Origin of the sequence: Streptomyces sp. NPDC006393 (assembly GCF_040628575.1) — a bacterium.
Lineage (GTDB): Bacteria > Actinomycetota > Actinomycetes > Streptomycetales > Streptomycetaceae > Streptomyces.
The window spans coordinates 1-13,265 of sequence record NZ_JBEXZD010000026.1 but is presented as its reverse complement, the minus strand read 5'-3'; the positions used below and the strand labels follow the sequence as shown (position 1 = coordinate 13,265).

The following is a 13,265-nucleotide window of genomic DNA, read 5'->3' as shown; positions in this document are numbered from 1 at the left end:
ATACGTCACAGACTCTTGAATTCGTCGTACCTAATGGGTTTCAGTGTGGCGACGCCGGATGTCGGCGTCCCATGTCGAGGAAGACAGCGAGGCAGTGATGCGCACCCCCCACGTCGTCGTGGTGATGGGCGTCGCCGGCACGGGCAAGACCACCATCGGTCCCCTGCTCGCCGACCGGCTCGGCGTCCCGTATGCCGAGGGCGACGACTTCCATCCGCAGGCCAACATCGACAAGATGACGGCCGGTGTTCCGCTCGACGACGACGACCGGTGGCCGTGGCTGGACGCCATCGGCGCCTGGGCGCACGGGCGGGCGGGTCTGGGCGGGGTGGTGAGCAGCTCGGCGCTGAAGCGGTCGTACCGCGACCGGCTCCGGGCGGCGGCCCCCGGCGTCGTCTTCGTCCATCTGACGGGCGACCGGAAGCTCATCGAGGACCGGATGACGCATCGTCAGGGCCACTTCATGCCGACGGCGCTGCTGGACTCCCAGTTCGCCACGCTCGAGCCGCTCCAGGCGGACGAGCGGGGCGTCGCGGTGGACGTCTCCGGGTCCCCGGAGGAGATCACCGCGCGCGCCGTGGCCGCTCTCGACGACCTCGACAGCTCCACGCGGCCGGCCCGGACCGAACCGTCCCCGCGGTAAGGCCTGTCCCCCACGGTCACCGACCGCCGCACCACCTGTCCCCACCGTCCCACTTCACCCAAGGGAAACCCGTGACCAGACTCAGCGTCGAGATGCTGGCAGCGGACGCGCCCCCGCCGATCACCTCGGCCGGACACGCTCAGCTGGGCATCGCCGTCCTGGCGGGCATCGCCGTCATCGTTCTGCTCATCACCAAGTTCAAGCTGCACGCCTTCCTTTCGCTGACCATCGGGTCACTGGTGCTCGGCGCGGTAGCCGGGGCACCGCTGGACAAGGCCATCACCAGCTTCACCACCGGCCTCGGCTCGACGGTCGCCGGCGTCGGCGTGCTGATCGCGCTGGGCGCGATACTCGGCAAGCTGCTCGCCGACTCCGGCGGCGCGGACCAGGTGGTGGACACGATCCTGGCGAAGGCCGGGGGCCGGGCGATGCCGTGGGCGATGGTCCTGATCGCCTCCGTGATCGGCCTGCCGCTGTTCTTCGAGGTCGGCATCGTGCTGCTGATCCCGGTCGTGCTGATGGTCGCCAAGCGCGGCAACTACTCCCTGATGCGCATCGGCGTCCCGGCGCTGGCCGGTCTGTCCGTGATGCACGGCCTGATCCCGCCGCACCCCGGCCCGCTGGTCGCCATCGACGCGGTCAAGGCCAACCTGGGCGTGACGCTGGCGCTGGGCATCCTGGTCGCCATCCCCACGGTGATCATCGCCGGTCCCCTGTTCTCCAAGGTGGCGGCCCGCTGGGTCGACGTTCCCGCCCCCGACCGGATGCTCCCGCAGCGCCCCTCCGAGGACCTTCAGCGGCGTCCTGGCTTCGGCGCGACGCTGGCCACCGTGCTGCTGCCGGTCGTGCTGATGCTGGCCAAGGCGCTGGTGGACATCATCTTCGACGATCCCACCAACATGACCCAGCGCGTCTTCGACGTCATCGGCTCCCCGCTGATCGCGCTGCTGGCCGCCGTGATCGTCGGCATCTTCACGCTGGGCCGCCCGGCCGGGTTCTCCAAGGAGCGGATCACCTCCACCGTCGAGAAGGGCCTGATGCCCATCGCGGGCATCCTGCTGATCGTCGGTGCGGGCGGCGGCTTCAAGCAGACGCTGATCGACTGCGGGGTGGGCCAGATGATCCTGGACATCTCCAAGGACTGGTCGATCCCGGCGCTGCTGCTGGCGTGGCTGATCGCGGTGGTGATCCGGCTCGCGACCGGTTCGGCGACCGTGGCGACCGTCTCGGCGGCCGGTCTGGTCGCCCCGCTGGCGGCCGACATGTCGACCACCCACGCCGCCCTGCTGGTCCTGGCCGTCGGCGCCGGCTCGCTCTTCTTCAGCCATGTCAACGACGCCGGCTTCTGGCTGGTGAAGGAGTACTTCGGGCTGAACGTCGGTCAGACGATCAAGACCTGGTCCGTCATGGAGACGATCATCTCGGTGGTGGCCGGCGCTCTGGTCCTGCTGCTGTCCCTGATCATCTAGAAGCAACCAGGAGCACAGCCATGACGGCTCACCCCCTCTTCGACATCGGCGGCCGTACGGCCCTGGTCACCGGCTCCTCCCGCGGGATCGGGCTGGCCCTGGCCCGCGGGCTGGCCGAGGCCGGCTGCACGGTGGTCCTGAACGGACGCGACGGCGAGGCACTCGCCAAGGCCGCCGCCGACCTGCCCGGCGACCGCGTGCACACCGCCGCGTTCGACGTGACCGACGGCGCCTCGGTGGCGGCCGGGATCACGGACGTCGAGGAGCGGGTGGGCCCGCTGGACATCCTGGTGAACAACGCGGGCATGCAACTGCGCGCGCCCCTGCTGGAGTTCACGGACGCGGACTGGCACCGGATCCTGGACACCAACCTCACCAGCGCGTTCCTGGTCGGCCGGGAGGCCGCCCGGCGGATGACGGAGCGGGGCCACGGCAAGATCATCAACATCTGCTCGTTGCAGAGCGAGGTGGTCCGCCCCGGCATCGCGCCGTACGCGGCGACCAAGGGTGCGCTGAAGATGCTCACCAAGGGCATGTGTGCCGACTGGGGCCCGTACGGGGTGCAGGTCAACGGCCTCGGGCCCGGCTACATCGAGACCGAGCTGACCCGGCCCCTCGTCGAGGACGAGGAGTTCAGCGCGTGGGTGCGCCGCCGCACCCCGGCCGGCCGCTGGGGCCGCACCGAGGACCTGGTGGGCGGGGTGCTGTTCCTCGCCTCCCCGGCCGCGGACTTCGTCTCCGGGCAGGTGCTGTACGTCGACGGCGGCATGACGAGTGTGCTGTGAAGAGGCCTGGGGAGGCGCGGGCGATGCGTGCGGTGGTGATCCACGGTCAGGGCGACCTGCGGGTCGAGGACTTGCCGGAGCCCGTGCCCGGCCCGGGCCGGGCGCTGGTCGCCGTCCGCTACGGCGGGGTGTGCGGCTCGGACCTGCACTACTGGCGGCACGGCGGGGTCGGCGACTTCCGTCTGAAGGAGCCGATGGTGCTCGGCCACGAGGTGGTGGGCACGGTCGTCTCCTACGGCCCCGGGGCCACCGGCCCGCGGCCCGGTACGGCGGTGGCCGTGCACCCGGCGACCCCGTGCGGGGCCTGCCCGGAGTGCGCGGACGGGCGGCGGAACATCTGCCGTGACACCCGCTACCTCGGCAGCGCGGCCCGCTTCCCGCACGTCCAGGGCGGTTTCGCGGCGCGAGTGACCGTGCCCGCCGAGCAGTTGAGACCGCTTCCGGCCGGACTGGCACCGCGCCGGGCCGCGCTCGCCGAGCCGCTGTCCGTGGCGCTGCACGCGCTGCGGCGGGCCGGCGAGGTGACGGGACGCCATGTGCTGGTGACCGGCGCCGGGCCGATCGGCTGCCTGGTGGTCGCGGCGGCGAAGGCGGCGGGCGCCGCCAGGGTGACCGTCACCGACCTGCTCCCGCGGGCGCTGCGGTACGCCTCGGCGGTGGGCGCCGACACGGTCGTGCGGGCCGACGACCCGGACGACGCCGGGTGGCCGCCGGAGGTGGACGTGGCCGTCGAGGCCTCCGGGGTGGCGGCCGGGCTGGACACCTGTCTGCGGCTCGTGCGGCGCGGCGGGGTGGTGGTCCAGCTGGGCATGCTGCCGCCCGGCCGGTCCCCGTTCGCCGGGAACCTGGTGGTCAGCCGGGAGATCGAGCTGCGCGGCGCGTTCCGCTTCGACACCGAGTTCGACGATGCCCTGCGGCTGCTGGCCGTCGAACCCGCCTTCGACGCGCTGCTCAGCACGGTGGTCGCGGTGGGCGACGCCGAGTCGGCGTTCGCGCTGGCGGCGGACCGCGACCGCTCGTGCAAGGTGCTGCTGGACTTCGGGGACTGAGCGGGCCTCATCCCTTCCACAGCGGGTGCTCGCTGTCCGCCCACTCCCTGCGCACCAGCCCGGTGCGCAGGCCCCGGCGGGCCTCCGGGTCGCCGAGGGCCATGCCGATGTGCCCGCCCAGGACGATGCCGATGGTCAGGGCCAGCCAGTCGTGGACGAAGGTGGCGCTGGTGCGCCACTGCAGCGGGGCCAGGTGGGTGAACCACATCAGCAGGCCCGTGCCGAGCATGACCAGGGTGGCCCCGGCGATCCAGGCGGCGTAGATCTTCTGGCCGGCGTTGAACTTGCCGGCCGGCCGTGCGGAGGGGCGCCGGTCGCGGCGCAGGGCGGCACGCAGCCACACCTTGTCGTGCGGGCCGAAGCGGTTGAGGAAGCGCAGGTCGGCGCGGAAGGCGCGGGAGGCCAGGCCCAGCAGGACCGGCACCGGCAGCGCGAGGCCGGCCCACTCGTGGACGCGGACGACCAGCTCACGGCGGCCCACGAGCACGGCGAGCTGGGGGATGTAGAGGCAGGCCGCCGTGACCACGCACACACCCATCAGCGTGGCCGTGGCGCGGTGCACCCACCGTTCGGCGGCGGTGAAGCGGCGGACGTCGGTGCCGGGCTGGGCCGCGGTCTCAGCTCGTAGGGGCATCGCCGCGTCCGTTCGAGCGGCCGACCCAGGCGTCGACGTCGTAACCGCGTTCCTCCCAGTAGCCGGGCTCGACCGCGTCGGTGACGGTGATGCCGGAGAGCCACTTGGCGGACTTGTAGAAGTACATGGGCGCGACATAGAGGCGGACGGGTCCGCCGTGGTCGTGGCCGATGTCCTTGTCCTGCATGCGCAGGGCCACCAGGACGTCGGCACGGCGGGCCTGGGCGAGGGTCAGGCTCTCGGTGTAGGCGCCGTCGAAGCAGGTGAAGCGCACCGCCTTCGCCGTGGAGCGGACCCCGGCGGCGTCCAGCAGACGGGAGAGGCGGACGCCCTCGAAGGGCGTGCCGGGCACCCGCCAGCCGGTGACGCACTGGACGTCGCGGACCATGCGGGTCTGGGGCAGGGCTCTGAGGCCGGGCAGCGTGTACGACGTCGGGTGGTCGACCAGGCCGTCGACGGTCAGCCGGTAGTCGGTGGCGTCCTTGTGCGGGACGGAGGCGGCGACCGAGTAGTAGCGGAAGCCGCCGCCGTTGGGCAGCAGGCCGGTCAGACCGGTGGGGTCCTTGCCGGAGGCGGCGCCGAGGACGCCCTCCAGTCCGCGTTGCAGGGTGGGCGCCGCGGCCACGCCGAGGGCGCCCAGGGCGAGGGTGCCGAGGAAGACGCGGCGGCCGACGGGGCGGCCCTCCGCCTCGGACGGTTCGGGGTTCACCCCTATATTCGAGCACCCGTGCCCCGTACGGGCCAGGGATCACGGGTGCCCGTCAGACTTCCGTCATCGTTTTCCGCGCCAGGGCGCCGAGCCGCCGTGCAGCCATGGCGCCACGGCGGCCTGGCACTACGAAGCCGTGGCGCCACGGCGGCCTGGCGCTACGACGCCGACTCGGCCGCCTTCTCCAGCTGGAACGCCTCGTTGCCGAGCCCGATCCCGGCGTGGGCCTCGGGGCGGCGGGCGCGCAGGACGGCGCCCTGCACGAGGCCGACCACGGCGGCCAGGCCGATGATGCCGGGCAGGACCCAGCTGAGCACCGAGTCCGGGCCGGTGCCGACCAGGACGTCGAAGTCCTTGACCGTGTAGAAGGCGATCACCAGCAGGGCGATTCCGGCCAGCGCGGAGGTGACCAGCCGCCAGGCCTGCGCGCCCGCCGCACCGCGCCGCGCGAAGAAGACGATCACCGACAGGGAGGCCGCCGCCATCAGCAGGATCACGCCGAGCGCGCCGATGTTGCCGCCCCAGGTGAACAGGCGCAGCACGGGGGCGGTCGGGTCGCCGGCCGGCTTGCCGTCGGTGACCGCGAAGGCGACCACCACGACCAGCGAGAAGACGGTCTGCGAGAGCGAGCCGATGGCGGGGGCGCCGCTGGCGCTGGAGGTCCGCCCGAACGCCGCGGGCAGCAGTCCCTCACGGCCCATGGCGAAGGCGTACCGGGCGACGACGTTGTGGAAGCTGAGCATGGCCGCGAACATGCCGGTCACGAACAGGACGTGCAGGACGTCCGTGAAGGTGCCGCCGAGGCGTGACTCGGTGAGCGAGAACAGCAGCCCGGCGCTCTCCTTCCGCGCGGTGCCGACGATCGCCGACGGGCCGGTGGCCACGGTGAGCGCCCAGCTGCTGATCGCGAAGAAGACGGCCACGCCGGCCACCGCGAGGAACATCACGCGCGGCACCAGGACGTGCGGGCGGCTGGTCTCCTCGGCGTACACGGGGGCCTGTTCGAAGCCGAGGAAGGCGGCGATGCAGAAGCACAACGCGGTGCCGATGCCGGCGCCGCTGAGGGTGTCCGGGTTGAAGGCGTGCAGCGACAGGCCCTCCTTGGCGGGGTCGCCGATCGCGGCCGCGTCGAAGATCACGACGAGTACGACCTCGATCACCAGCAGCACGCCCAGCACGCGCGCGTTGACGTCGATCTTCAGCCAGCCGAGCGCGCCGACGACGGCGACGGCCGCGAGGGCCGGTATCCACCAGGCGAGGGTGACGTCGGCGTAGGTGGCGAACAGGTTGGAGACCTCGAAGCCGAAGATGCCGTAGATGCCCGCCTGGAGGGCGTTGTAGGCGACGAGGGCGACGAGGGCCGCGCTCGCGCCGGCCGTGCCGCCCAGACCCCGCGAGATGTAGGCGTAGAAGGCGCCCGCGTTGTGGACGTGGCGGCTCATCTCGGCGTAGCCGAGGCTGAAGAGGACCAGCACCACACCCAGGATCACGAAGAGCAGCGGCTGGCCGACGATGCCCATCACCGCGAATGTGGTGGGCATGACACCGGCGACCACCATGAGCGGGGCGGTCGCGGCCAGGACGGAGAGCAGCAGGCCCCCCGTGCCGAGGCGGTCGGCGCGCAGTGCGCGCTCCTGCCCCTTGAAGGTGCTGATGCCGCCGCCGTCGGCGGTGGGTCTGCTCGTGCTCGAACTGCCCGTCGTCATCGGGGGATCGTCCTTTCGGCCTCGGGATCTCGGCTCGCGCTTCGGTCGTACTGCGTCGTGCGTACTGCGTCGTGCGTGCGGGCTTGCGGGCTTGCGGGCTTGCGGGCTACGGCTTGCGGGCTTACGACTTACCGGCGTGCGGGCTTGCGGCTTACGAGTCCGGCGCGTCACACGGCGCCGAGCGCACTGGCGCGGGCGGTGCGGAACGCGACGACCGGGTCCCGCTCGGGGTACGACCACGGTGCCGGGGTGGCGTGGTCCCCGATGCGGTGGAACAGGGCGGCGGCCTCGGCGCCCCGGCCCTCGCAGTACTTGGCGTGCGCGAGGTAGTTCAGGTCGACCATGCGCCGCGGGTGTCCCTCCTGCCCCCACTCCAGCCACCAGTCGAAGGCGGTCTTCATCACCTGCCGGGCCCGCCGGCCGGCCCAGTGCCCGGAGGAGACCGGGTCGGGCGGCGCGTGGCCGCCGGCGGCCAAGGCGCGGTACCGCTCGGCGTGGGCGACCACGGGCAGGATGGCCAGCGGCGAGTCGGCGGGCGCCTGCTCGGCGGCCCAGTTGGCGAAGTCGTAGACCTCGTGCAGCGGGTCCGGGCCCGCGGCCGCGTGGCGCTCGGCGAGCGCCGCCACCATCACATGGTGGGCGTGGTGGTGGTCGGGGTGGCGCAGGCGCACCTCGTCGAAGAGGCGGACCACGTCCTCCTCGGCGCCCAGGCTGCGCTCCAGCAGAAGCAGGCCGAGCCACGGGGTGGGGTCGTCGGGCGCGAGCGCGCTCGCCGACCGGCAGGCCTCGCGGGCCCGCTCGGGTCGCTCCTTGCCGCGCAGGGCGCTCTGGACCAGGCACAGGCCGAGCAGTGCGGAGGCGTCCGCGGACTCGGGTTCGGCGAGCAGCCAGTCGCGGACCCAGGGGGCGGCGTGCGGCTCCTGGGCGAGGACGGTGACGCGGTGGCCACGGCGGTCCCAGTCGTCACCGGTGCGGACCAGCAGCGCGCGGACCGCCTGCCACCGGCCCTGAGCCAACGCGGCGCGGGCGCCGACGAGTTCGGTGTCGTCGAGAGCGGCTTCGAAGACCTGAGCCGCACGCTTGCGGCCGCGGCCGAGGGGAGGCGGGGGTGGGGACACCGCGGGACTTCCTCACGCGCTCTTTACCTGTGCTGTGTTCAGACTGGGCTCATGTCGCCGCGGTGCCGTGGCCGTGTGGTGCGGTCGGTTCTGTTGTCCCGGCCGTCGGCCCGCCATCGACTGATCACGGAAAGCAAACCGTCAGCCCCTGCTCGGCGTCAAGGGCGATCGGCGCGTTACACGCGTCAACTGGACTAGTCCATGCGGCACTTGTGGCGGAAACCGACACCCGCGCCGTCCGGGCGGCCGCACGATCCGTCGCGGGGTCAGGTCCCGGGCCCCGCCTCACCCGTGTGGCCCACGCCATGGCGCGGGTCCGGGCCGCGTCGCACCATGGCCGTACGGCCGTGCCGTCGCCCCGGCGCGCGCGGCACCGTGGCCGGGCCGGACCGCCCGGATCCGGGTCCGCGCGGCGGCGGGCGGCGCCCCGGGACGCTACAGTCGGCCACTACGCACCCCGTGGCCCGACCGGATGATCGAGGTACGCAGCGTGTCGGTTCTGGTTCTGATTCTCGCCGTGAGCGCCGCCTGCTGCCTGGGCTTCGGTTTCGTGCTCCAGCAGAACGCGGCCCAGCGGGCGCCGCTCAGCGACTTCCTCTCCCCGCGGCTGCTGGTGGACCTGGTGAAAGTCCCCCGCTGGCTCGGCGGTCTCGGACTGATGATCGTCGGCATGGTGCTGGGCGCCATAGCGCTGGGCCGGGGCGAGATCTCGCTGGTGGAACCGCTGCTGGCGACGAACCTGCTGTTCGCGCTCGCGCTGTCCCGCAGACAGACCCGGCAACCGCTGGGCCGGCAGGGCTGGTGCGGACTCGTGCTGCTGGCGGGCGGTGTGACGGCGTTCATCCTCGGGGGCCAGCCACGCGCGGGCAGCGCGGTCACCGACCCGCTGCGCCACTGGCTGATCATCGGGATCGTGGTGGGCCTGGCCCTGCTGCTGACCACCTTCGCCAAGCGCTCCCGGCTCAGCTGGGGGCCGGTGCTGCTGGCGGTGGCCGCCGGGCTGCTGTACGGCGTGCAGGACGCGCTGACCCGGGTGAGCGGACAGCGGTTCTCGGCGGGAGGCTGGACGGGGCTGCTGACCGGCTGGCAGCCGTACGGGCTGCTGGTCATCGGCGTTCTCGGGCTGATCCTGGTGCAGAGCGCCTTCGAGACGGCGCCGCTGCGCATGTCGCTGCCCGCGCTCACCGCCGCCGAGCCCCTGGCCGGGATCGCCTGCGGAGTGGGCTTCCTCGGCGACCGGCTGCGCACCGACATCGGCGCGCTGACCTGGGAGGCGGCCGGCCTCGCCGCGATCGTCACGGGCATCGTCCTCCTCGGCATGCACCCGGCCATGCCCTGCGGCCCGGCGGTGCGCACCGAGCGGCGCGACCTCCAGCACCGCTGACCGCCGGTACCTCTGACCGCCGGCACCCCTGGCCTTCGGCCGTTCGCGGCGGCCACTGCTTGGATGTCGGTATGAACCCTACGGAAAACCCCGCGGACGAGATTCTCGACATCGTCGACGGCGACGACCGGGTCGTGGGACAGCTCCCGCGCGGCGAGGTCTACCGCAAGGGCCTGCGCCACCGCTGCGTCTTCGTGCAGGCCCGGGACGCCGGCGGCCGGCTCTTCGTGCACCGCCGCACCGCGACCAAACTGGTCTTCCCCTCCCTCTACGACATGTTCGTCGGCGGGGTCGTCGGAGCGGGCGAGAGTTATGACGACGCGGCCCTGCGCGAGGCCGAGGAGGAACTGGGGGTGACGGGGCTGCCCCGGCCGGAGTATCTGTTCAAGTTCCTGTACGACGACGGTGCCGGCCTCAGCTGGTGGTCGGCGGTGTTCGAGGTCCGCTGCGAGCTGCCGGTGCGGCCGCAGGCCGAGGAGGTCGCCTGGCACGACTTCCTGCCGGAGGACGAGGTGGAGCGCCGGCTGGGCGAGTGGGAGTGGGTGCCGGACGGTCTCGCGGCCTACGAGCGGCTCAGGGCCCACCGGTCCGCCCCGGCCGAGTAGGGTCCCTCGCGTGATCGAATTCGTACGGAACGCCCGCCTGTGGTTCGCCCCCGAGGAGGTCAGACAGGAGGGCAGCACCCCCGACTACCGCTTCTCGCTGGCCAACGAGCGCACGTTCCTGGCCTGGCTGCGCACCGCCCTCGCCCTGATCGGCGGCGGTTTCGCGGTGGACCAGTTCCTGCCGGACCTGCGCTGGGGCTGGCGCATCGGCCTGGCGCTGGCCCTGCTGGCCGTGGGCGTGCTGTGCTCCCTGCGCGCGATCAACCACTGGGTGCGCTGCGAGCGGGCCATGCGGCGCGGCGACGATCTGCCCACCTCCCGCTTCCCGGCCCTGCTGAGCCTGGTCGTCGCGTTCGTGGCCGTGGCCATGGTCGTGGTGGTCCTCGCCGGCTGGGCGGGCTGAGATGGGCGCGACGAGCGGTGCGGCGGGGGCCGGCGGGGACGCGGGAGCGGCGGGGGCGGGCGGTGACGCGGCGGACGGCGCGGGAGCGGCGGGCGCCGTGCGGGACCCCGGGCTCCAGCCGGAGCGGACGCGGCTCGCCTGGCGGCGTACGACGCTGTCCAGCACCGTGGCCGCCGTACTGGCCGTGAAGGCGGCCCTGCACGGCGGCGTGTCGAGTGCCGGTGCCGTGGTCTGCGGTCTGTGCTGTGCGCTCTGGCTGGGCTTCCTGCTGGTCGCCCAGTTCCGCATCCACTGCCTGGCGCGGACGCCCGTCCCGCCGGCCCTGCCCCCGCGGCTCGCCATGGCGGCGGTGCTGTGCACGGCCGGCGTGGCGGTGTGCGCGGTGGCCCTGATCGTCTAGATCCCGCCCCTGCCGGACGGGATCAGGGGCGCAGGGCCCTCAGCAGCAGGTCGGCCAGGTGGTCGGCGACCTCCTGCGGGGAGAGCGGGCCGTCGGGGCGGTACCAGGTGGACAGGTGGTGGACGGAGCCGAAGTGGTAGTCGACCACCAGGTCGGCGGGCGTGGCCGTGGAGAACACACCCTGTTCCTGGCCCTCCTCGATGAGCGCGCGGAAACGCTCGTGGTAGCGCCGGCGCTCGGCGCGCACCTGCTTGTTCTTCTCCGGGCTGAGGTGGTGCATGGAGCGGAAGAAGATCATCGCGTCGTCGAGGTTCTCGATGGTCGTCACCACGACGTCCGCCGCCGCGCCCCGCAGCCGCTGCTCCACGGGGGCGTCCATGCCCGCGAAGTGGTCCAGGCGCTCCTGCTGGACCCGCAGCACGCGCGCGTACACCTCGTGCAGGAGGTCGTCCTTGGAGCCGAAGTAGTGGTAGAGCGCCCCCTTGGTGACGCCGGCCGCCTCCACGATCTCCTGGACCGAGGTGCGGTCGTAGCCCTGCTCGGCGAAGAGCCGGGTGGCGGCCGCCAGGAGCCGCTGCGGCACAGGAGTCCCGGCTGAGTCCGTCGTCCTGGGCACTGCCGCCACCTGCCTTTCCGTTCTGCTGCTAGTCAGTCGTCGCTACGGGAACGCAGCTCCCGACGGAGGATCTTCCCACTCGCCGTTTTCGGCAAGTCGGGCAGTATCTCCACCTGACGCGGGTATTTGTAGGCGGCCAGTCTCTCCTTGCAGTACACCGCGAGTTCATCCGGGTCCGCCGTGGCGCCCGGACGCAGGCTGATGTAGGCCTTCACGGTCTCCCCGCGGTAGCCGTCGGGCACCCCGACGACGGCAGCCTCGCGCACCGCCGGGTGGGTGTAGAGCACGTCCTCGACCTCGCACGGCCACACCTTGAAGCCGGAGGCGTTGATCATGTCCTTCTTGCGGTCGACGACGTACAGCCAGCCCTGCTCGTCCATGAACCCGATGTCACCGGTGCGCAGCTCGCCGCCGGGGAAGGTCTCGGCGGTGGCTTCCGGACGCCGCCAGTAGCCGGGCACGACCTGCGGCCCGCTGACGACGATCTCGCCCGGCCGGCCGAAGGGCACCTCCCGCCCCTCGTCGTCGACGATCCGTACCACGGTGTCGGGGCCCGGCACGCCGACCGCGAGCGTTCCCGAGACCGGGTCCACGGGGGCCTCCCGGCCCGGCGGCACGGAGGCGCAGGGAGCGGTGCACTCGGTGAGGCCGTAGCCGTTGCGGATGTACGGCCCGAAGCCGGCCCGGAACTTCTCCACCAGCGCGGGCGGCAGGGGCGCGCCGCCGGAGGAGATGACCTCGAAGGAGGAGAAGTGGTCCGGGGCGACGGCGGGGTGGGCCGCCAGCGCCATGAAGGCGGTCGAGGGGCCGACCGTGTAGTGCGGCCGGTGCTCGGCGAACGCGTCCAGGACGACGCCCGCCTCGAAGCGGTACGCCAGCACCAGCGTGCCCGCGCTGTTCAGGCAGGCGCCGAACTGGCAGACCATGCCGGTGATGTGGAACAGCGGCGCGAGCGCGAAGTAGACCGGTGCCTCGGGCAGGCCCAGGCCGGTGCGCTGCCGTTCGGCGTTGTACATGATGTTGGCGTGCGTGTTGGTGGCGCCCTTGGGGGTGCCGCTGGTGCCCGAGGTGTAGCTGATCAGGGCGATGCCGGCGGGCACGGGGGCGCGGCCCTCGGGCGCCCGGTGGCCGGCGCGGGCGACGGTCACCAGGTCGTCGGCGTCGGCTGCCTGCGGCAGCCGTTCGAAGGTGAGCACGCGGGCGTCGTCGCGGGTCTGGAAGTCCAGCTCGCAGCCGGTGAGCACGATCCGCACCGGGGAGTCGGCGGCGGTGTCGCGCAGATACGACTCCCAGGCCCGGTCGGAGCAGATCAGCGCGGCCACCTCGGCGTCCTTCAGGACGTGGGCGACCTCGGCCGACTTGTACATCGGGTTGACCGGGACGACGGTGGCGCCCGCCTTCCAGGCGCCGAGGACGGCGAGCACGAAGTGCGGGGAGTTCTGGAGCAGGACGGCCACCCGGTCGCCCGGCCGAAGGCCGCGCGCGGCGAGGTGGCCGGCCACCGAGTCGCTGAGCTCGTCCACCTCGCGGTAGCCGAGGCGGGCGTCGAAGTAGGCGAGGAAGGTGCGGTCCGGGGCCTGGGCGGCGGACCGGCGCAGGGCGTGCACGAGCGAGTCGGCGGGGTCGACCGGGGCGCGCTGGGCCTCGTCGAGCAGGTGGAGCCAGGGCTTGGCCGCGTAGCGGGAGGCACTCGTGCCGGTCACCGGGTCTCCTCCCACCTGAGCTGGATGCGGTTCATGTTCGT

The 13,265-nt window shown here is 72.8% G+C and carries 14 protein-coding genes; 8 read left to right on the top strand and 6 right to left on the bottom strand.

The window, feature by feature from the left end; all coding sequences use genetic code 11:
• Positions 1-97: 97 nt before the first annotated feature.
• The 4 genes from ABZ484_RS13965 (at position 98) to ABZ484_RS13950 (ending at position 3,946) form a co-directional block, all read left to right on the top strand.
• Positions 98-643, top strand: a complete 546-nt coding sequence (locus ABZ484_RS13965) for a gluconokinase (protein WP_358866117.1) — start codon at positions 98-100, stop codon at positions 641-643.
• Positions 644-714: 71 nt separating this feature from the next.
• A complete protein-coding gene (locus tag ABZ484_RS13960) occupies positions 715-2,112 on the top strand; it encodes a gluconate:H+ symporter (protein ID WP_358866116.1) in 1,398 nt (465 codons plus the stop codon).
• A gap of 20 nt (positions 2,113-2,132) precedes the next feature.
• Entirely contained in the window at positions 2,133-2,897 is a 765-nt protein-coding gene (locus tag ABZ484_RS13955) for an SDR family oxidoreductase (RefSeq protein ID WP_358866115.1), read from the top strand.
• A gap of 23 nt (positions 2,898-2,920) precedes the next feature.
• Positions 2,921-3,946 (top strand): L-idonate 5-dehydrogenase, encoded by a 1,026-nt coding sequence (locus ABZ484_RS13950; RefSeq protein WP_358866114.1) that lies wholly within the window; start codon positions 2,921-2,923, stop codon positions 3,944-3,946.
• A gap of 7 nt (positions 3,947-3,953) precedes the next feature.
• Here ABZ484_RS13950 and ABZ484_RS13945 read toward each other — a convergent pair whose 3' ends face one another.
• The 4 genes from ABZ484_RS13945 to ABZ484_RS13930 form a co-directional block, all read right to left on the bottom strand.
• Positions 3,954-4,580 (bottom strand): cytochrome b/b6 domain-containing protein, encoded by a 627-nt coding sequence (locus ABZ484_RS13945; protein ID WP_358866113.1) that lies wholly within the window; start codon positions 4,578-4,580, stop codon positions 3,954-3,956.
• Positions 4,564-5,289, bottom strand: coding sequence for a molybdopterin-dependent oxidoreductase (locus tag ABZ484_RS13940; RefSeq protein WP_358866112.1), 726 nt, complete (start codon positions 5,287-5,289; stop codon positions 4,564-4,566). Before ABZ484_RS13940 ends, ABZ484_RS13945 begins: the two co-directional genes overlap by 17 nt.
• Before the next feature lie 158 nt (positions 5,290-5,447).
• On the bottom strand, positions 5,448-6,995 hold the full coding sequence (locus ABZ484_RS13935; protein ID WP_358866111.1) for an APC family permease: 1,548 nt from the start codon (positions 6,993-6,995) through the stop codon (positions 5,448-5,450).
• Between the two features lie 167 nt (positions 6,996-7,162).
• Positions 7,163-8,113, bottom strand: coding sequence for a hypothetical protein (locus tag ABZ484_RS13930; RefSeq protein ID WP_358866110.1), 951 nt, complete (start codon positions 8,111-8,113; stop codon positions 7,163-7,165).
• 490 nt (positions 8,114-8,603) lie between these two features.
• Here ABZ484_RS13930 and ABZ484_RS13925 point away from each other — a divergent pair, with 490 nt between their 5' ends.
• The 4 genes from ABZ484_RS13925 to ABZ484_RS13910 all read left to right on the top strand — a co-directional run bounded on the left by ABZ484_RS13925 (position 8,604) and on the right by ABZ484_RS13910 (position 10,905).
• Positions 8,604-9,497: a DMT family transporter gene (locus ABZ484_RS13925; protein ID WP_358866109.1), complete on the top strand. Its 894-nt coding sequence runs from the start codon at positions 8,604-8,606 to the stop codon at positions 9,495-9,497.
• A gap of 71 nt (positions 9,498-9,568) precedes the next feature.
• Positions 9,569-10,102, top strand: a complete 534-nt coding sequence (locus ABZ484_RS13920) for an NUDIX domain-containing protein (protein ID WP_358866108.1) — start codon at positions 9,569-9,571, stop codon at positions 10,100-10,102.
• Positions 10,103-10,112: 10 nt separating this feature from the next.
• Positions 10,113-10,505: a DUF202 domain-containing protein gene (locus tag ABZ484_RS13915; protein WP_358866107.1), complete on the top strand. Its 393-nt coding sequence runs from the start codon at positions 10,113-10,115 to the stop codon at positions 10,503-10,505.
• Between the two features lies 1 nt (position 10,506).
• Complete coding sequence (locus ABZ484_RS13910) at positions 10,507-10,905, top strand: DUF202 domain-containing protein (protein ID WP_358866106.1); 399 nt, start codon at positions 10,507-10,509, stop codon at positions 10,903-10,905.
• Positions 10,906-10,927: 22 nt separating this feature from the next.
• Here the strand turns inward: ABZ484_RS13910 and ABZ484_RS13905 are convergent, their stop codons facing one another.
• Both ABZ484_RS13905 and ABZ484_RS13900 read right to left on the bottom strand, forming a co-directional pair.
• Positions 10,928-11,521 carry a TetR/AcrR family transcriptional regulator gene (locus ABZ484_RS13905; RefSeq protein ID WP_358866105.1) on the bottom strand — a complete coding sequence of 198 codons (594 nt, stop codon included), beginning with the start codon at positions 11,519-11,521 and terminating at the stop codon, positions 10,928-10,930.
• Positions 11,522-11,553: 32 nt separating this feature from the next.
• Positions 11,554-13,224: an AMP-binding protein gene (locus ABZ484_RS13900; protein ID WP_358866104.1), complete on the bottom strand. Its 1,671-nt coding sequence runs from the start codon at positions 13,222-13,224 to the stop codon at positions 11,554-11,556.
• Positions 13,225-13,265 lie beyond the last annotated feature (41 nt).

Excerpts from the sequence above, each read along its gene's own strand:
- ABZ484_RS13965 (WP_358866117.1), top strand. The coding sequence starts at position 98 with ATGCGCACCCCCCACGTCGTCGTGGTGATGGGCGTCGCCGGCACGGGC.
- ABZ484_RS13955 (WP_358866115.1), top strand. The coding sequence starts at position 2,133 with ATGACGGCTCACCCCCTCTTCGACATCGGCGGCCGTACGGCCCTGGTC.
- ABZ484_RS13950 (WP_358866114.1), top strand. The coding sequence starts at position 2,921 with ATGCGTGCGGTGGTGATCCACGGTCAGGGCGACCTGCGGGTCGAGGAC.
- ABZ484_RS13945 (WP_358866113.1), bottom strand. The coding sequence starts at position 4,580 with ATGCCCCTACGAGCTGAGACCGCGGCCCAGCCCGGCACCGACGTCCGC.
- ABZ484_RS13935 (WP_358866111.1), bottom strand. The coding sequence starts at position 6,995 with ATGACGACGGGCAGTTCGAGCACGAGCAGACCCACCGCCGACGGCGGC.
- ABZ484_RS13920 (WP_358866108.1), top strand. The coding sequence starts at position 9,569 with ATGAACCCTACGGAAAACCCCGCGGACGAGATTCTCGACATCGTCGAC.
- ABZ484_RS13910 (WP_358866106.1), top strand. The coding sequence starts at position 10,507 with ATGGGCGCGACGAGCGGTGCGGCGGGGGCCGGCGGGGACGCGGGAGCG.